This window comes from Dictyobacter sp. Z7_2, assembly GCF_057551105.1.
In genome coordinates, this window is record NZ_BAAJPE010000001.1 from 1 (window position 1) to 18,472 (window position 18,472).

Below are 18,472 nucleotides of genomic sequence, written 5' to 3' on the forward strand. Positions count from 1 at the left end.
GATGCGACACCTTCCTCCACAATTTTTCCAGAAGGAGAAGACAATGCTAGACTCACCTCTTGTAAGCGCTTTTCTGCGAACAGATGACGGACTTCTTGCGTTGTCTCATCCAAATAGAGATGAACATAGCGCAGATGCATTGGAATTGTCTGATGCCCATGTAAACGCATATTTTGCACCAGGGAAACACCTGCGTTGTACGTCCGGCTCACGCTATTGTGACGAAAAAGATGCGTCGAAAGCGCCACAAACGACGCCAGTGGGGCATCACATCTCGGACAAAATACCTCCTCAGCTTGCGCCACTCCATCACAGACAAAATCCTCCTCAAGAACGTGATGACAGTACACCCCCTGATGCCCTGAAAGGCGTGTACCACAAACGAGGACATGTCGTAATACCTTCTTCCGTCGCAAAATAGCGGCATTCCATCCCTTTTCCTCGTCTCTGCTGACACAGAGGACTGTATGTTCCTGGTTGGAATAATCCATCTGCATTTCGCTTCGCGGCAAAGAGCAATGCTTCTCGCAACGCCTGACTGACTCGTATCGGAGACAGCCTTCCACGTGTCTTTTATGGCGCCCCTCAGCTATCGGCACACGATCAAATAAATAATGCCAATCATTGGCACGCTCGGGGTCTTCTCTCAGGTAGCGAAAATTTGTTTGCCCAAGCGTGCGTGATGTTCCATCTTCTCTCAGGCGCAAGGAGACAACGTGATCCATATATTCTAGCAAACGCTCCATGCCGACCGCGACAATAGGAAAAGGCCGCTCCTGCTTGGTTTTCCCGCGAGGAATCAAGATATACGCATGCCCAGAATGATCCTCAATGAGACAGAAGAGATGGAGTTCGCACGTTTCGGTCACACGCGTGCCACAATAATATTGAATAGTCAGCGCCAAGCGGGCAAAAGGATCATAGGAAAGTTGGCAGACACCATTATGAAAAATACGATCAAACACCTCTTCTTGGGGAATAACCTTTGGCTCCCACCTTCTTCCTTTCGCCAACAGGGAAAGGACCTGATAACCAGCAGGGACCACATAGTCCAGATTCCTCAGATTGGCAAAAAAAGTGGCCAGGATATGCAGTTGTCCAGATCGGGAATGAGCCGTCATCTCAAGACATTTCGTCTCTTCATAGCCACGAAAAACTTGCTGGGTCTTCTCTCGGCTCCAATGAGGATAATCAACCAGAAGACCGTGCAATCGTCCCCACGTAAAAAAGTGCAGCAGAGCCGCCACCCGTGTTTGTAACGTGGAAAAAGCCAATCCCTGTTCTTGGTACCCCCAGGTGACATACGTCAACAAGTGCTCTTGAACAGCCAATGGAAGCAAAGCATACCCATTTTCTGCAGACAGGCCCTTTTGATGCAAACGCAAAGGACTCACCAAAGGCTGCTCGATTTCAGGCCTTCGCGAAAGGATGCTCTTCTTTTCTTCATACATCGGCGCTGCAAGCGCTTGCTCAAGCGCACGCACATACTCCTGGTGCCAATGACGAGGTCCATCATCCCTTCGATGCCTGTCTTGCTCTTGCCGTGCAGCATACTCCCAAAAAGTACGAACGAATTTCGTCGAGAATCACATGACCCATACGAATATCTTTAGATAAGGGGAAAGGAAAAAACATGCCATGACTCAAATGGAATGTCACGAGACGATGCTCATGACAGGCTTGATTGAACTCATCAGGAGAGAGCGGGCGTCCAAGTTCAGCGAGGTGAGCAAATCCATACCGTAAGAGGACAAGTAAACTCACTATTTTCAGTATATACTCATGGGATGTTGGTCGATAATTGGTTGCCTGCAGGGCTGCAAGAAATTGCTGATATTCCTGTGGAGAACGTTGCCGCCATAAGCGCGTTCGATCCTCATTCTTCATTGAGCAGAGCGATTTGATGCGCAATATCTCCTCTATCGAGAGGTGAAGAAGTCGTCGATCCAATACATACATGAAAATAATTCCCCACGCAGCATTCGGCTCTTTTTCCCACCCATCTCTTTGGTGAACGCTCCACCACAGACGCACACTCCCCAAACGAAGAACCTCGCGAAGAAAGCTCGCGACAGCAAAACGAAGGTGGTTCAGGATTGATCCCTGACACTTCACCTGCTGGAGGAAGAGGATTGCGTTCATGCTCTCGACAGCGATCGCACCGCTGACAGGCAGGAGCAAAAAAACGCCTCCACACTCATTGGGAGTGTCCTGATCAGACGATCTCCTTCCCACTGAAAAAGAGCTGGCTCAAGATCATCTTTCTTGTAGAGAGGAATTCGTTTTCCCTGGCTTGACCGGTATCCCTTTGGCACAAGACCATATTTTCGGATAAGTTTATAGCAATACCGCTGATTCACTCTAGGAAAGAGACCTAAGAACTCCTCAATCGTAAAGACCTCTTCTGTGAAAGCGGGAATGCCTGCCACGTCAACGTTGAGACGTGGCATCAACTGAGCAAGATCTTTAGCAGCATACACTGCTGCAAGACGACCCTTATTGACCTGTGACCCGGTCGCTTTGATCTCATACCGCCTCAATACAGCACCCACACCGGCCAATCCATACACATGATTGAGTTCGGCCACCGTATAGGTTTCTTTCGTCAACTCGATGGGACTCAGTAAGGGCGGATTCACTCCTTCCTCAGAATGCAGAGGAAGGTGCCACTCGGTCTCTAACCAGAAAAAAAAATCTGTCGTAATACTATACACATTCCCATTCTGAAATCACCGTGTCTCGAGCAAAAAACTTTTTCCAGCACACGCACCGGGATTCTCTTCTTGCGCGAAGGACTCTCCCATTAACGCTCCCTTTCTGCGATCATTTCTCCAGAAACGTTCGTCATTGGCTTCAAGGGAGCAGAAAAATGTGATCCCCCTACTGGTGCCATCACTTCGACAAGGTGGTCAATTGTTCCCACATGCTGCCACCACGGATGTAAGTGGTCTGCGACCCTCTTCAAAAAGGCTTTCTGCTCTCGCGAATCTCGGCTTCGATCAGTTTCCGACCCAAAGAACTCCCTAATGCATCCTGCACAATGGGAAGATGAAACTGGACCAGCTCATCAATCTTCTCTCGGTTCAGAAAAACAGGGATCTGCGCATGCCATTCTCCTGCAGTGGCCGCCTCAAAAGCCACCTCGGAAACTGCTACACCCAAGGCTTCGTACCAATACTGCGCCACCGTATGCTCATACCCCTCTTCTGGAAGAACAATCTCTTCTGAAACAGCCAGAGGAGATACGATTCCTTTCTGGGCGAGTGCGCCTGCCCAGAAACCTCCCCAAATACCGCAGGTACGCCGCTTGAGTGAATGAAGCAAGCTGATAGTGAGATACGTTTCTAAAGAAAGAGGTGCGGCGTTTTTCAATCTGCCCGACTGTTGTTCATGCTGCATCTGTAACGACACACGGACTTCTTCCAATCGCTTTTGCGCAAAGATACGGTCTACTTCCTCAGCGCTTTCTTCAAGCAATGGATGCAGATAACGCAAATGCATCGGTATTGTTTGATGCCCATGTAATCGCATATTCGTAGAGAGCGAAACCCCAGCACGGTGAGCTCGGCTCACACTGTTATGGCGCAACATATGAGACGTCAGAGAGAGAAAGGGGGCCAATGGCATATCACATTTTGGGCAAAACATTTCGCCTTCATTGGCCACCCCATCACAGCTAAACGCGTTGTCAAAGCGATGCAGACAACGCTTGCCTCGCTCTCCCGAAAGAGACCCACCGCAACAAGGACACACCACGATGCCCTCCAGTGCGACAAAATAGTCGCATGTTTGTCCTTTCTCTCTTCGATACTGGCAGTGGCTCGTCCCGGTTCCAACCTGAAAGAGACCATGGGGATTGCACTTCGCTGCAATCCACAGTGCCTCCTGTAACGCCTTACCTACACGATTATGGCTTAACCTGCCATGTCCCTGACCACCCTTTCGTGCAGCAGAATCACCCGGCACGCGCTCAAATAAATAGTGCCAATTCTGCCCACGCTCAGGATCATCATACAGATACCGCAGATTGGTCCTCCCCAAGGTCCGTGAGGTCCCATTCGAAAAAAAATGATGCGCAACAACCTCATCAATATATTGCAGTAATATCCCCATTCCTATGTCCACAAGTGGGAACGGCCGCTCTTGCTTTGTTTTTCCACGCGGAATGAGTAACCAGGCATGACCCTCTCGATCCTCAAGGATACAAAAGACATGCAGATCGCACGTCTCTGTCACCCTCGTTCCACAATAATATTGAATAGCCAACGCGGCACGAACAAGTGGATCATAGGAAAGCTGACACACTCCATCTCGGAACACTCGATCGATCACCTCTTCCGGCGGAACCGCCCGAGGCTGATGCACACGCCCTTTCCTTCCCAGTGAGAGCACCTGATATCCTTCTGGAACAACATATCCCTGATCTGCAATGGTTTCAAAAAAGCGTGCAAGAGTCCCAAGGTACTCAGTACGCATCTCCTCTTTCATCTCACCACAACCACGCAATGCATATCCACGGAACACCGTGTGCGCAAAGGTCCGATCCCAATGAGGATAGTCTTCTAACACCCCTTGCACCCGCGCCCAGCAATAAAAATGCATGAGCATAGTGGCTCGCCCCTTCAGGGTAGAGAGTGCCAAACCTTTCTCTCGATGACAAAAGACAAGATAGGCCATCAACTGCTGTCTCACCACCTGCGGCTGTAACGCATACCCTTTCCCTTCATGCTCTCTCCGAGAACGAAGAAGCCAGGGATTCACCAGCAACTCCTTGATTTCTGGTCGTCGAGGAAGAATTCCGCGCCCGTTACCATACACAGGTGCCGCCAATGCTCGCTCTATGCTTGTGATCACTGACACCGCAAGAGGAAAAGACCCCCTGTTGATGGAATCCTTTTCCGATTCCTGTCTCCCAGAGGCCGCAGCCTGCCAACAAGAAAATCGCAGATCATCCAAAATTCCGTGACCAATGCGACTATCCGCGAGAAGAGGATACGGCAGAAAAATCCCGTGCCCCAGGTGAAGGGTCACCAAACGACCAGCATGACACATGCGCTCAAGTTCCTCTGCCGAGAACGCACGCCCCAGATCTCCAAGACTGCTCAACCCATAGTGCAAGCAGAGAAACACACTCACCACAACGAGGATACGTCGGTGCACAGCTGCATCAGAACTGATCAGCCCCAGCGCATGGCAAAACTGGGAATACTCCTCTGCTTGGCGCTCTCTCCACAGAGCCGTAAGATCTTTCATCGTCAGTGTCAGTAACGGGGTCAGTTGCCATAATTCCTCATTTGACATCCGGATCAACTGGCGATCAAGCAGATAGATAAAAAGGATGCCCCAACCACGGCTCCGAACTTCTTTCCATGTACAAGCCGCATGCTCACCCCACCAGGCGCTCACACTCCCCAGACGATGAACTTCCCGCAAAAAACGGAGTACGCACAAGCCCAGTTGCTGATTCCCATGCTTCCGACACACCACCTGCTGGGTCGGAGAATCGGAAGCAGGCTGGAAGCACGCTGCACATTTTTGACACGCAGGAGGACAAAAGCGAAGCCACCACTGCTTCAGCGTTCTCTCTATACGTTCCCATTCCCAGTCACGTAGGAGCGGGGCAAGATCCTCTTTTTTATACAGCGCTCTCTTTCCCCCCTTCCCGACGCTATATCCCACAGGTGTCAGTTTCTGCGCTCGCACTCTCCGACTGAGCACCTCCGACCCTCCATACACATCCCTCAAAGCGGCAACAGTAGTGACATCCTCATTCAACTCAACAAAAGGAAGAGGGAAGGCAATGGGAACCTGTTTCACATCGACAATGGGCACATGCCAGACATGTTCCAACCAATGAAACACATCACTCATCAATGCCGCAAGAGGTTGTTCCTCACTCAGAGCAGAACGTCTGGCAAACCACTGGTAAGCAGAGGTATCAGAGGAACGCTCTTCATCCAAAGAGAACACCATGTTTCCCTTTCCCTCCTCCTTGCTCAGTACCATATCCTCGGCGTTCATACCACCCCAACGGCGAATGCTGGGCATTCGCCGTAATGGTTGGGGCACTGAGAGCCTCTTGAACACGCTGACCGATCCGCTTCACTTCTTCAGGCAGTTTCATCTGTTCTGCGGCCACATAATATCGTTGGGTTGTTGCAGGATTCTCATGGCCAAGCAAGAGAGAAAGTCGCACAAGATCCATCCCCGCTGCCGCCAGAAGCGTCGCTCCCGTGGCCCGAAAAATATGACTATGCAGTTTCTCACACAGTATTCTCAGCACCTGTTGCTCCCCTGGAGAGCTGTGCGCAAGCGTGTGCTGAAAATGGGCTTTGAGCGCCAACAGCAGATGTTCCACCGAATGTTTCGTGACTGCACATTCCTCATGATCAATGTGACGAAAGAGGGCTCCATGATACCGCTCTTCCAGAGGAAGATGCAGTTCATTCGTGTAGGTATTCACGTACGTCCACGTACCCACGTCAACTATCGGGACAAAACGAGCTTTCCTCCCTTTCCCGACAATCTGCACCACCTGACCATCCACCGCTTCCCAACTCAATTTCACCAGTTCAGATATTCGTAACATCCCCCACAGCATCACTCGCAAGATCGCGCCGTTCCGGTTGGCCGCATTGCGACCATGGCTCACCAACGGAATGGCCTCAAAGATCAAATGCAATTCCTGGGGACTTAATGCCTCAGGACTAGGAGTATCTTGACGACGACGCAACAGTTTTGAAGGTCTCTGCATCTCCTTCCCAGAACGCCCGAGCAATCCTTCTGGCAACTTCGCCTCTTGCCAGCACGAGAGAGGGTGCTCGATGCGGGAGAAAGGATGACACGCAAGCGCTTCTTTTCCCACACGATCAACCACATACTCGCTCACCAGCCAATCGTAAAACGTCGAGATAGCCGCAAAGCGCAGATTCCGTGTCGCCGCCGACAATTGCATCTCCTGATACCCAACAGGCAATCTCCCTGTCTGACAGACCGTTTGGCGAGCCTGCACTGCATGAACCGGAAGATCCAACCACGCAAAGAGCGCACGCATATCCGCTCGCGTCAGCGCAAAAAGGGAACGATCCACCGCCTCCGCCGTTTCTAACCGAACTGGTTGCTGAGCCAGCCAGTTCAACGTATAGAGGAGCACCTTTGCATATTCATAGATCGTACCAAAGGCATATCCACTATCTGCCCCTAAACACATCAGCCATACATTGACTGCCACCACACTCGTCCCCAACTGCAAGACGTGCCGTTGCTCCTCGCGGCTGCGCGACTCCCTCGTTTCCTCTTGATCGCTCCACGCAATCTCACATCGACGGCACATACGCTCCACTGAAAGAATGAAAACGTTTGTCTCTTCCACCACAGATTCCCTCCCACTCACTCCTCTGAGTCTGTATCAGTTTTCCACCACACCCTATCCCCCCTGCTACCAGTATAGTCGAGCAAAGAGAAAAAAGAAAGGAAAATAGGAAAATAAGAGAAAAAGTACAGGAAAAGATACACAAGAAGTTATACAAGCAGATAAACGAGCTATCAACCAAAGGAAGAGAGAAAAAACCGTTCAAAGAGGAACCCTTTACGAAGAATGAAGATCATCTGTGTGAGAATCTCTCAGATGATGTGAAGTGAGGAGAGAACTCAATTGAAAGCGAAAGCAGAAGCCCCAACCCGTAAAAATGTATACAATTTCTCGTCGTCTTCCTCCTCCCCAACGCCCGGGATCAGTCCCCCAAAGAAGTGCGTCACCGCAGCCCTGACACGTGGATACAGCTTCCCATTGATCCGGTCCAGCTGCCCCCTGGTTGGCTGCTCACCCGGCACCAACAGGTCCACGAGATCAGGGTGCGCCCGTAAGCGTTCCCACGCGATCAGCACCAGCGATGCCTCACACAAGGTGGGAATCTCAAAGGCATACTCCGGCATCCCTCTGCGTTTTAAGCGTCCCGAGAACATCACCGAATACGCCGACTTGGGCGCAATCTCTCCTGAGAGCAACACCTCACCCACCCGTCGACCCACCATCGCCAGAAGACCTGCCGCAAGCGGCGCCCAGTCCTCACGCGCCAGCAATGCACATCCCTGCACCAGAATCGCTTGCGGATCTGGGACCCGGACCAGATGCTGATTGCGCTGCTCCACCGTGCCTCGTGAGCGCATCGTCAGTTCGGCCCAGTGCTCCGGCGCAAAATTAAAGGCACTCAGCGCCACATGCTGTAGCTTCCCTGTTTCAGCTGAGCGCACGCTATTGCGCTCGGTGAGTGGCAACCGACTCAACCACTCACGCGTCTGCGTCAGATAGGTCGCCACCGTATAGTCCGAGAGCGGCTTACGACGCAGCTGCGGCCAATCCACGAGCATCTGCTCAAAGAGGCCCTGCAACTGCGCCTGCGTTCCTCCCGCCAGTTCCCACTCGGCAAGCGCTGGCTCTAATGCGTCGTTCCAATAGGCCCGTAACCACCTTGGGGTCGGCATGGCTTCCCTCCTTTCTCACCAACAGACAGACGTCACAGCCCCCAACGCGTACGGGGGACATCTCCACTGCTGTTCTTTTCAAGAAAGTGTATCATACTACCTTGTTTCCTGTCAAGTAGTAATCAATATGGTGGCCACGTGAACCATTCAATACGTCCCTTTCACCACACACGCAGACGCTCGGTGGGACGTTTTAAAACGGCCCCTTGCTTTTTGGCCTCTCTTCTGGTATACTTATTAGGTAAGCTTTTTTGAGCATATCTCACTGAGCTCTTTTTTTTGCCCACATCCTCCCTCCCCTTCCCTCTCGTCCTCCTAAAAGCGCACCGCGAGGCTCTTGTCATCTGAGAAAAGAAGAAAAATCCTTCTGCTCACGCGCATGCCCTCCGTTGAGTCGATAGAACTAGGACCTTTCTCCTCCATGACTCGCTTGGACACCATCCCGCGTTGTGTGTAAGCGAGAAGCTTTTCAAAGCGAGAGTGTTGAGGCGATACTACAGGCATAAACAGTTCCTTTGGAACTCGTCACTCATTTCACAAAAAGGAGCGTGTTATGCCTGTGTCTAAGAACAAACCTACCACATCAGACGCTCTAGCTTCAACGCCAGAGGCCAGGCCAAACCTCTTGCCGGAGCCAGAGGACTTCCGTGAGTACTTACGTCGTCTCGCGGTGAGCGCTGTTCAGGTCTTGCTTGAACAGATCATGCTAGAAGAAATTGAGGATCTCAAAATCCCCAGAGATCGGGAAGGAGTCTTTCACACCGGCGTCTTCGAGCGCTACAGTCGCTATGAACCAGAAGTAGCAGAAGCGCTCACCCAGATGTTTGTTAGTGGAACTAGTACCCAGAAAGTAGGCAAAGTGGCGGAAAAGCTGATGGGAGTCGCGCCCTCTGCCAGCGCCGTCAGTCGTCTCAACCAGAGTTTGACTGAGCAATATGAGACCTGGAGGCAGCGTTCTCTGCTCGCTCATTACCGGATTGTTTACCTGGATGGGATCCATTTCACGGTTCGTCATGGAACCCAAACCGATTCCACGATGATTTTAACGGCCTTGGGAGTTGATTTGGAAGGCAGCCGTGAAGTCCTGGGCTTCCGAGCTTGCGCCGAAGAAAGTCAGGATGGCTGGGAGGGCCTGTTGCAAGATCTGCGCAATCGCGGCATGAAAGCCATTGATCTGGTGGTGACTGATGGTGCCGATGGCCTGCTCGCCGCAGTCTCCGCGCTCTTTCCAGCCACTCCTCGGCAACGCTGTCTGATTCACAAACAGCGCAACGTGATGAGTGCGATTCCCAAACGCGAACAGCCAGAGGTCATGGCCGATCTCAAAGGGATCTGGACTCAGGAGAAGAAAGAGGACGCCCTCGTGAACCTAGCGGCATTCAAAGCCAAATACCAGAAGCGCTATCCTGAAGCTGTTCGCAGCTTGATTGAGGATGAAGAGCATTTGTTGACCTTTTATGCCTTCCCACCGGTCATGCATCGCTACATCCGGAGTACCAATGCCATTGAAAGCCTCTTCAGCAATGTTCGGCAACGCACGGATCAGATTGATACCTTCACCACCGAAACCAGTTGCCTGACCATCGTCTGGGCGGTAATCCAGGATATTCGCTTACCGAAGATCCCGGTTGGCTAACGGCTGAAGACTCATAGTGGTGGAGAGATCAAGCAACCAGCCTGTTGGGCTGGGTTAGGGGAAGGTTGCCTTTGTCGATCGTCCTGTGTAACAATCCGTCCTTGCAGCAGTTGTTTTCTGATCACTGATGATATACTTGGGCCAGCGCTCCTTCTTCTGTGTAAATTTCCTCCCATGCGCGTGAGCAAATTTACAATCAGACAATCTTCTGCAAGAGGAGATTGTCTGAGCTTATTTTTGTCTAAACATCAATTGAAAGGTAGATTATGTCTAAAACTCATTATCCCGAAGTAGATCAGCTTATTAGCGAGCTGCACACTTCTATTAAAATCGCTCTTGGCGAAAGGTTACGCGGCTTTTACTTGTTCGGCTCACTGGTTGGTGGCGACTTCGATTCAAAAACCAGTGATATTGACCTACTAGCTATCGTTGAAAGTGATGTCACGGACGACGAGCTACACGATTTAAAAGCCATGCACGAAGACTTTGTCCAGAAGCATCCCGCTTGGCACGATCGAATAGAGGTAGCCTACGTTGATGTTGAAGCGATGCGAGCCTTTAAGACAAGTACAGTGAGAATCGCTCGTGTCAGTCCAGGTGAATATCTCCACTACCGTGACATGGACATTCAGTGGCTCATGGACTGGTATATGGTGCAGGAGCAGGGTTTGACGATAGAAGGCCCTTCGCCCAAGACATTCATTCCGACTATAACTGAGGATGAGTTTGTTACCTCCATTAAGGGCGAGTTCTCGTCTTGGCTAGGCCTAGCAAAGGAAGCACGCTGGGTGGGCTACCAATCATACGTGATTCTCTCCTTGTGTCGCGGCTTGTATGCGATACGGTTCGGAAAGCAGGTATCAAAGTTTAAGGGTGCGTCATGGGCTGCACAAGAGTATCCGCAATGGGCTGAGCTTATTCAACAGGCGACTCAATGGCACGGCTCGTCGGATAAAGCGGATAGTCTTGCAGCGCAAGCTGAAACGATTACATTTGCCCAATTCATGATCAGCCAAGCCTAACTTGAACGGTGCAACATGTAAATCTGCTCAACTTCTGGAGACAAGCGCATCGCTTTTGAAACTCTGCTTGTTCGTTTATGGTTTGCCTTTACACACAACGCGGGATGGTGTCTGGATATCTACCTCTGGCCTCTCGTCGAGGTCTTCCACCATGGCAGCGGCCAACTCCTGCAACGACGCCCCTTCCCTCTCTCCTACCATGCTCACCCATCCTACACATATCCACCCCCATCTTGAACCTATGCTCACACTACCACAAAAAAGGAGCCTTTCACTCCTTCCACTCTCCCCTTCTTTTCTAGTATGACGAGAAAAATAACCCGCTCAGCCGCCCGCCCTCTCACCCCCTCCAATAGATGAGCTTGTGACTTCGCTTAGAGCAACCCTCCCCACGCCCCTCTTTCCTCTCGCTCTTCTGCAAAGTCTGTCTCGCTCTACTGCAATTCCTCAATCCACAGCCACTGCGCGTCTTCCACACGCTTGCCGCCACGTCAGCGCCGTCTGGATCGCACTCGGCGCCGACCACGAGAGTCTGTAGCCTGCCACTGCTCGACTCTTCTCATCCTCGATCACCGTCAACCACGGCCTCTGGGTCTTCCCTTGACCGTCTTTCACCCACATCGGCAACAGACAATGATCCGCCTGCCAGATCGCGTTCGGATCTGCTCGCCTCTCGCCGATACAACAGATCATACTCCTCACGATACGCCCCTGCACCCGCGTGGGCCAACGTCAACAGCGAGGCTTTCATCTCCCTGATGATCCGATATACCTGCGCGTCACTCGGCTCTTCCCACCGAGGCTCCCAACGGCATCGCACTCACCTGACGCTCTCATCGTTGCGACCGAGCGACGCGGTTTGCGCAAGGCTCATCCTTCGATCACTTTGACTATCTCCCGCCGTTTCCCCTCGTCGCGTCCCCCCGATCTGCACGCACTTGCGCGCGCCAACCCACAAAGCCCAGGCTTCCGATACCGATAGACCCACCTCTGGAACGTCGAGAGCGCCACCCCCTGCTCCCTCGCCAACACCGTTTGCGGGATGCCTTCCTCCATCGCTCCTCGTATGACCTCATAGCGTCGATACGCTTCCGCCCGTTGCTCTTCCGTTCACTCCGCCAGTGTCACTACCCTTCTCTCCATATGCTCTTTCACCTTTTATCATATCACACCCTTCTTCCTACTCCAGAAGAGTCTATCCCCCTCTCTTCCTTTTTTCCATCAATTTTTGCAGAAAAATTGAGGTCTTTGCCTCCCTTTTCAGGGTACCAAGACCTCACATGCCTCACCACATGTTCTTTCCACGCGCAAAGAACAACGGGCTTTTCCTTCTTTTCGCGTGCTCTTTCACCAGACGCTCACCTCCCCCTCATGTTCTTCGCCGGATTTCTCCTCACTCAGCGCACAAAAAAAACGGCCGGACCCTTTTCGCCACGTTCCTGGAGGGGTATTTTTACAGACTCTTTGAGGCATGGACCCCGGAGCAAATGGAGCGATGGGGCTGGATTGTCGCATGTGCCTTGCAATCAATTGTTGTTGTGTCAACAGAACGGTCTGGCGGTGTTGCATCCGTGGGAAAGTCGGCAGCGTGCAGTGACCCCTCGTCAAGTGCGGCGAGTAATGACGAACATTTTGCAGCAGGTTGGCACACCAGCACATCTGCCCAAACCGCGCGGAAAATCGCCGGGATGGCCGAAAGGCCGGAAACGAAGGAAAGCACCTCGTTTTGAAGTGGTGCGCAAACCCAAACCTGTGCCAAAAACACGCAGGAAATGAGTTTGAATGCTGCACAATGAATGTCATTTTTATCCATTCCGATCCCTTATCGGGAATCGGCTACGTCATTTTAGTCTAAACGTCAACAGTTTAAAAGAAAGAAAGAATTGCTCTAAGTTCCTAATCCAGAGCGAAAAAGGATACTTCATAGAAATGCTTGTTACAAGGAGGATATGAACTCATCTTCTGCTTTAATTTGGTTCTCAGGTTGAGTGGGGGGGACATTGATAATCTCAATGGTGCCTTTGTTTGTCACACTCAAAAAGACGACGGTGGCAATGATCGCAATAAGGAAGATCGTGCTTGTAAAAACCGTCCCTAATCCCAACCCACCATCATCCTGTGATTGAGAAAGGTAATCCCCTAGAGAGGCCCCAAGAGGGCGCGTTAAAATGTAGGCGAGCCAGAACGCCAAAACCGCGTGTAACCTGAAACGAAGGTGGGCAACCACTATGACGGCAATAATGGTACCACAGAGAAGAGCAGAGACCAGATACCCCAACTGGAATTTCTCTGCCACGAGGTCACCGACAGCTGTTCCTAACGCAAAAGTGAAAAGAATGGTGAGCCAGTAGAAGGCTTCACGCCTCACTGTGTAAATGGTATGGACAGACAAGGTTTTCTCACTGACGTACCAGGCGACAAAGACCGCCACTAAGACACAACCAAAAACAATACTAGTCGTCTCCAGAGAAACTCCAATGTTATCGGTCAAGTTATCAGTAATGAGTGTACCAACAACACTAATCAAGACAACTACAAGCCAGTAGACACCTGGGATGTATTTTCTTGAGGTAAATTGAAAGATAAGCGCGATAATGAGCAGGCTAGCGATAACGATCGTCGTGCCAGTCAGGCCCAAATGAAGATTGGTATTGAGAAAGTCTGCCGCAGTCTCCCCGACAGTGGTACAGAGGATCTTAATGATCCAGAAAGAGAGAGTAACTGCTGGTACTTTGTTGAATATCTGACGCCCTGTCATGAAAGCATCATTTCTACGCCACTTTTTCACTGCATTCAATGGATATGATCTCCTTTGCTAGCTGTAAACAGAAAGAGGAACAAACTTGTAAACTTGGTTTACTTTTTTTATCTCTTTATGCTTCATTAACAATTTTAAAGGTGATTACGCTTTGGATCTATCTTACGTTCCAGCGCTCCAGGAAAGGGATTGAGGAAATTATGATTTCAAAATGAATATTCACTGTTTATTTCCTCTCTGCTATTTTAACTATTGTAGATGAAATGATGATGAGAAAATAAAATGAGCATATATAGCTGAATCGAATTTGATGTAAAAAGAAATCTTTGATATCAATAAATGGGTCTAATATATCTATTGGTTATCCGCAATATGGATAACCAATAGGGGTGGTATTGATGAATATAATCGTTTTGATGTAATTAGCGAAAAGGCCCATACACTTGTCTCGTCAAGTTTCATTGAAAAAGTCACCCTTGACTACACATATTAGCCAATGTTAATATCTTAGTCATCAGGTCGGATATTAACATTGGCTAATATGTCAGAGATTGTTAGATTATCCTCCTCACCGTTTATTTAGAAAGGATGTCGTATGTCACAAAAATCCCTTCCTCTTCCTACGCACGGTGGAAAATTGTTTCTTTATATTCTCCTTATAGGTGCTGCACTAGTTGTAGGAGGTGTGCTTGTCTGGCAAGGTGTTACAAGCGCAGGAAATCCAGACCCAACGGTTCCTCATATGAGTCAAGAAGCCGCCATTGTTGATACCGGTGTATTAGTTCTTCGTGAAGGGCTCGAGTGCATCCTTGTCCTCTCTGCTATCACTGCAAGCATGACGGGAACACATCGAGGATATCGACGCCCGATTGCCCTTGGTGCCTTCATTGGGATGGGAGCATGTATCATTACCTGGTTTATCGTCGTTGGCATTCTGAGTACCCTGAGCAACAGTATTCCTGCTTTAGATGTGCAGGCAGCAACTGGGCTGCTGGCCGTAATTGTGCTTGTTGTGATTATGAATTGGTTTTTCCATAAAATTTACTGGACCGGCTGGATCTCTATGCACAATCGGCGTAAGCGTACCTTACTCTCTCAAGCTCAAGAGGAGACTGTTTCCCAACCTCGTCTTTTTGGGGGGCTGATTTTACTGGGATTTGCTTCAGTCTATCGTGAAGGTTTTGAGGTTGTACTTTTTCTGCAAACGCTACGCCTACAGGTTGGATCACTGATTGTATTATGTGGCGTACTTATTGGACTCTTTTTCACAGCTATTGTTGGGATACTTACCTTTGTTGCTCATCGCCATCTTCCCTACAAAAAAATGCTGATTTTAACTGGAGTTATGCTAGGAGTCGTCTTTCTCGTTATGGTAGGAGAACAAGCTCAAGAGATGCAGCTTGCCCATTGGATTTCTACAACACCACTCAACTGGCCGATTCCTGCCTGGATGGGATTATGGTTTGCAGTTCTACCTACTGTTGAGACGCTTATTGCTCAACTTATTGCGGCTGTCCTCGTTATCGGCTCTTATTTCTTCGCTCGCTATCAAACACAATGGTTCCCACGTCGACGTGGAGAGATGTCCGCAAAGCCCTCTGAAACTTCATCCATTCCAGTCTAAAACGCATGTGCATATTAAAGGCTCACTCCTACTCCTTGAGAAGTGGGAGTGAGTGAGATAGTAAAGCAACTTCAGCATATTTTAACGGTTCATTTGAGAACAACATCTCCCCCCTTCTTTATCAAATCTTTATCTCACCCTCGTGCTGACTTCAATCGTGATAAGTATCCTAAGTCGGTAAAGCTTACTCATCTTTGTTTCATCTGGAAAAAGTAGAATAGAGGAAAGAGCTCTCGAGGATAACGCTAATCCGGCTATTTGTGCCGCAGCAATTGGGTCATTGATAGATCAAGGCTCCCGTGCACCTCTGGAGCCAATCCTCGTATGCGTTGCTCATGAAGCATGGTTTGTCCGCAAGGCAGCAATACGAGCACTCAGTTCTGCACGCGAACGGGCACCCATTGAACCCATAGTTGAGGCACTCAATGATACAGACCCACGAGTCCGCGATGCAGCAGCGCTGGGTATCGACATCTTGTTAGAGTGGTTTGGAACACGTGTCCCGCTTGCTCTGTTGATCGCTGCACTCGGGGATGAAGATGCCCAGGTGCGAGAAAGTGCTCTGGACGCTCTGGCAAATCATCCACACGCTGTCCCTATTGATCTCGTGATCACCGCCTTGGGTGACTCGAATGCCTTTGTGAGATGTGCAGCGTTGCTGGTCTTGGAACGAATGGGAAAAAAAGTGCCAGAGGAGGTGTATCCTTCCCTGCTGCGCATGACCTGGGCAGATATGTAGATCTGGCTCTCGCCATTCGCGACAACTATGCGACACGTGGCTTTCATCCATCGACGAGAACCTATTCACATTCCTTCCTGTGGATCTTGCAGTTCTTCAGCGGGGATGTTGCCTCCATCTATCCTCTTGTAGGGAAGGAGACACTGCGCCAGACGAAATACCCACAGGTGTATCATTACCACTACAACGACTTTTCCCAGATGGTCCGCGACACGATGAATGACCTCCTTGAGAAAAAGGCCATTCAAGCGCCAGGAAAGAAAACAGAAGGTCCTTCCACCTTTTCCTAAAGGCGGTTCCAAGAGGTGCTTGAGAGCAAAATTTTCTATTTTTGTTGCTTCTCTTGATCAATACATTTATAATGATGATGTATTTTAGGCTTCTCACTGCGGACGCATAGCCAGAGAGGCCATACCATCTTGACGAAGGCAGGTAGCTTACCATGTCTGTTCCACTCGAAGTCTTCTGTTGCTATGCACGCGAAGACCAGGAGATGCTGGAGCATCTGAAAAAACATCTCATGCTTTTGCAACGGCAGGGCCAGATTATAGTCTGGAGTGATATCAATTTGAATGCTGGCGTCGAGTGGGAAAAAGAACTCCATCAGCATTTAGAGAGCGCTGACATCTTCTTGCTGCTCATCAGTCCTGATTTTATGGCTTCAGACTACTGCTATAGCACCGAAATGAAGCGAGCCATTGAGCGTCATGACCAGGGCAATGCGCACATCATTCCTATTTTGCTTCGCCCGGTCCACTGGGAGACGGCTCCCTTTGCAAAGCTCCAAATGATCCCAACCAATGCCACACCTGTGACCAGATGGTCGAACCGCGATGACGCCTTTCATGATGTGACCGGGCACATCAATCGCTTCCTCTATGAGCATCAACATCCGCACATGCCAGATGAACCACCGAAACATTTACAGACAGAGGGCTCTTCCGAGGCACCTGCACCATCTTTTTTGCCGTTTCCCTTGACCAACGAGATCATGAAGCTGGCATTACCATCAACCACCACACCTTCTTTGCCCATTCAGGCAAATCCTCTGAAAAGTGTGCTTAAGAGAAGACTCTCACGGCGAATAATGACCACAAGCCTGATAGTGGTAGTGGTAGGAACTGCTGGAGGTACAATAGGGCTGGAACTTTATCGACCCACCAGTACTACGACTCACGCTCCTACGCAGGTCTCCGCTACCGCTACTTCTACTGCCACACCTATCTCTCAAGCCAATACGGGCGTCACATGGCACCCTCAAAAATCTGGCACAGCACACGACCTTTATCGCCTTGCCAGTTCCGGTTCTCTGCTTGTCGCCGTCGGATCCCATGGCACCATTCTCACCTCACCTGATGGCATCACCTGGACGCTTAGAATCTCTGGTACAACGTCCAGTCTGTGGCGTGTGACCTCGTCCGGCTCTCGGCTTGTGGCCGTGGGAGAAAATGGCACCATTCTTACCTCATCTGATGGGATCGTCTGGATGCTTGGGAACTCGGGTATCACGCAAGTGTTATATGGTGTAGGAGCGTCGCATTCTCTGTTTGTAGCTGTAGGAGAAAATGGCACCATTCTTACCTCATCCGATGGGATTACCTGGATACCCAGGATCTCTTATACCTCGCACTATCTTGACGGGGTTGCTTGGTCGGGATCGTTCTTTGTAGTCACTGGGGACAGTGGCATCGTCGTTATCTCACCTGATGGCATCACCTGGAGATCCCACGACTCCGGATCAGGAGAAGCTCTTTATTATGTGGCCTCATCAGGTTTTTTGCTTGTGGCTGTAGGAACCAATAGCGCTATTCTGACCTCATCTGACGGTATCAACTGGACTCCTCATCCCTCTGTGACAAGTATTCCAGTAAAATTTCTTGGTGTGATCTGGTCGGGATCTTTGTTTGTGGTCGTAGGAACCAACGGCACCATTCTCACCTCACCATGATCTCTTTGAGCCGACGAGCGACAATGGGTAGTTGATCCACTTGTTTGGGGTCACCAAAAGGGAGGCTGGCGTTTCAACAACTCATATAAGAGATGCTCCAACAACGGAAAAGGTGTCGTAAACTCTCGTTGAACTCAGACCGAACATGTCTGCTCAGGATCTGCCTCAGCACGAAAATCGAAGAACTTCACATTTGAGCTTGCACCGATTTTGACACTGCAGTGAAGTCTCCAGTGGCTAGAGCGAAGGAGAACGTCATAC

14 protein-coding genes and 2 pseudogenes are annotated in these 18,472 nt (G+C 50.2%); 5 read left to right on the plus strand and 11 right to left on the minus strand.

Features of this window, described 5'->3' with window-relative positions:
- The 6 genes and pseudogenes from AC27N8_RS00005 to AC27N8_RS00030 all read right to left on the minus strand — a co-directional run.
- Nucleotides 1-1,484, minus strand: a pseudogene (locus AC27N8_RS00005) (hypothetical protein); the annotation flags it as partial.
- 28 nt (nt 1,485-1,512) lie between these two features.
- Nucleotides 1,513-2,181: a hypothetical protein gene (locus tag AC27N8_RS00010; RefSeq protein WP_487062695.1), complete on the minus strand. Its 669-nt coding sequence runs from the start codon at nt 2,179-2,181 to the stop codon at nt 1,513-1,515.
- Nucleotides 2,139-2,714, minus strand: coding sequence for a hypothetical protein (locus AC27N8_RS00015; protein WP_487062697.1), 576 nt, complete (start codon nt 2,712-2,714; stop codon nt 2,139-2,141). Before AC27N8_RS00015 ends, AC27N8_RS00010 begins: the two co-directional genes overlap by 43 nt.
- Before the next feature lie 247 nt (nt 2,715-2,961).
- A complete protein-coding gene (locus AC27N8_RS00020; RefSeq protein ID WP_487062699.1) occupies nt 2,962-5,973 on the minus strand; it encodes a hypothetical protein in 3,012 nt (1,003 codons plus the stop codon).
- Nucleotides 5,954-7,372, minus strand: coding sequence for a tyrosine-type recombinase/integrase (locus AC27N8_RS00025; RefSeq protein ID WP_487062701.1), 1,419 nt, complete (start codon nt 7,370-7,372; stop codon nt 5,954-5,956). The genes AC27N8_RS00020 and AC27N8_RS00025 overlap by 20 nt, the downstream gene beginning before the upstream one ends.
- 278 nt (nt 7,373-7,650) lie before the next feature.
- Complete coding sequence (locus tag AC27N8_RS00030) at nt 7,651-8,484, minus strand: protelomerase family protein (RefSeq protein WP_487062703.1); 834 nt, start codon at nt 8,482-8,484, stop codon at nt 7,651-7,653.
- A gap of 553 nt (nt 8,485-9,037) precedes the next feature.
- Here AC27N8_RS00030 and AC27N8_RS00035 point away from each other — a divergent pair.
- Nucleotides 9,038-10,120 carry an IS256 family transposase gene (locus AC27N8_RS00035; RefSeq protein ID WP_487062705.1) on the plus strand — a complete coding sequence of 361 codons (1,083 nt, stop codon included), beginning with the start codon at nt 9,038-9,040 and terminating at the stop codon, nt 10,118-10,120.
- Between the two features lie 266 nt (nt 10,121-10,386).
- Nucleotides 10,387-11,142, plus strand: a complete 756-nt coding sequence (locus AC27N8_RS00040; protein WP_487062707.1) for an aminoglycoside adenylyltransferase domain-containing protein — start codon at nt 10,387-10,389, stop codon at nt 11,140-11,142.
- Between the two features lie 75 nt (nt 11,143-11,217).
- On the opposite strand, the gene AC27N8_RS00045 is transcribed toward AC27N8_RS00040, so the two are convergent.
- The 5 genes and pseudogenes from AC27N8_RS00045 to AC27N8_RS00065 form a co-directional block, all read right to left on the minus strand.
- Complete coding sequence (locus AC27N8_RS00045) at nt 11,218-11,343, minus strand: hypothetical protein (protein WP_487062709.1); 126 nt, start codon at nt 11,341-11,343, stop codon at nt 11,218-11,220.
- Between the two features lie 246 nt (nt 11,344-11,589).
- Complete coding sequence (locus tag AC27N8_RS00050) at nt 11,590-11,835, minus strand: hypothetical protein (RefSeq protein ID WP_487062711.1); 246 nt, start codon at nt 11,833-11,835, stop codon at nt 11,590-11,592.
- A gap of 177 nt (nt 11,836-12,012) precedes the next feature.
- A pseudogene (locus AC27N8_RS00055) lies at nt 12,013-12,225 on the minus strand (helix-turn-helix domain-containing protein); the annotation flags it as partial.
- 370 nt (nt 12,226-12,595) lie between these two features.
- On the minus strand, nt 12,596-12,955 hold the full coding sequence (locus tag AC27N8_RS00060) for a hypothetical protein (RefSeq protein ID WP_487062713.1): 360 nt from the start codon (nt 12,953-12,955) through the stop codon (nt 12,596-12,598).
- Nucleotides 12,956-13,078: 123 nt separating this feature from the next.
- Nucleotides 13,079-13,900 (minus strand): COG4705 family protein, encoded by an 822-nt coding sequence (locus AC27N8_RS00065; RefSeq protein ID WP_487067860.1) that lies wholly within the window; start codon nt 13,898-13,900, stop codon nt 13,079-13,081.
- A 595-nt stretch (nt 13,901-14,495) separates the two neighbouring features.
- On the opposite strand from AC27N8_RS00065, the gene AC27N8_RS00070 reads away from it, so the two are divergent.
- From AC27N8_RS00070 to AC27N8_RS00080, 3 genes are all read left to right on the plus strand, one after another.
- Nucleotides 14,496-15,524 carry an FTR1 family iron permease gene (locus tag AC27N8_RS00070; RefSeq protein ID WP_487062715.1) on the plus strand — a complete coding sequence of 343 codons (1,029 nt, stop codon included), beginning with the start codon at nt 14,496-14,498 and terminating at the stop codon, nt 15,522-15,524.
- A 217-nt stretch (nt 15,525-15,741) separates the two neighbouring features.
- Nucleotides 15,742-16,263, plus strand: a complete 522-nt coding sequence (locus tag AC27N8_RS00075) for a HEAT repeat domain-containing protein (RefSeq protein ID WP_487067862.1) — start codon at nt 15,742-15,744, stop codon at nt 16,261-16,263.
- Between the two features lie 442 nt (nt 16,264-16,705).
- Complete coding sequence (locus AC27N8_RS00080) at nt 16,706-18,211, plus strand: TIR domain-containing protein (protein ID WP_487062717.1); 1,506 nt, start codon at nt 16,706-16,708, stop codon at nt 18,209-18,211.
- Nucleotides 18,212-18,472 lie beyond the last annotated feature (261 nt).

Bases quoted from the DNA above. Each gene is read 5' to 3' on its own strand.
- AC27N8_RS00020 (WP_487062699.1), bottom strand. From the start codon at position 5,973: ATGGTGTTCTCTTTGGATGAAGAGCGTTCCTCTGATACCTCTGCTTAC.
- AC27N8_RS00030 (WP_487062703.1), bottom strand. From the start codon at position 8,484: ATGCCGACCCCAAGGTGGTTACGGGCCTATTGGAACGACGCATTAGAG.
- AC27N8_RS00035 (WP_487062705.1), top strand. From the start codon at position 9,038: ATGCCTGTGTCTAAGAACAAACCTACCACATCAGACGCTCTAGCTTCA.
- AC27N8_RS00040 (WP_487062707.1), top strand. From the start codon at position 10,387: ATGTCTAAAACTCATTATCCCGAAGTAGATCAGCTTATTAGCGAGCTG.
- AC27N8_RS00045 (WP_487062709.1), bottom strand. From the start codon at position 11,343: ATGGTAGGAGAGAGGGAAGGGGCGTCGTTGCAGGAGTTGGCCGCTGCC.
- AC27N8_RS00050 (WP_487062711.1), bottom strand. From the start codon at position 11,835: ATGATCTGTTGTATCGGCGAGAGGCGAGCAGATCCGAACGCGATCTGG.
- AC27N8_RS00060 (WP_487062713.1), bottom strand. From the start codon at position 12,955: ATGGATAAAAATGACATTCATTGTGCAGCATTCAAACTCATTTCCTGC.
- AC27N8_RS00065 (WP_487067860.1), bottom strand. From the start codon at position 13,900: ATGACAGGGCGTCAGATATTCAACAAAGTACCAGCAGTTACTCTCTCT.
- AC27N8_RS00070 (WP_487062715.1), top strand. From the start codon at position 14,496: ATGTCACAAAAATCCCTTCCTCTTCCTACGCACGGTGGAAAATTGTTT.
- AC27N8_RS00080 (WP_487062717.1), top strand. From the start codon at position 16,706: ATGTCTGTTCCACTCGAAGTCTTCTGTTGCTATGCACGCGAAGACCAG.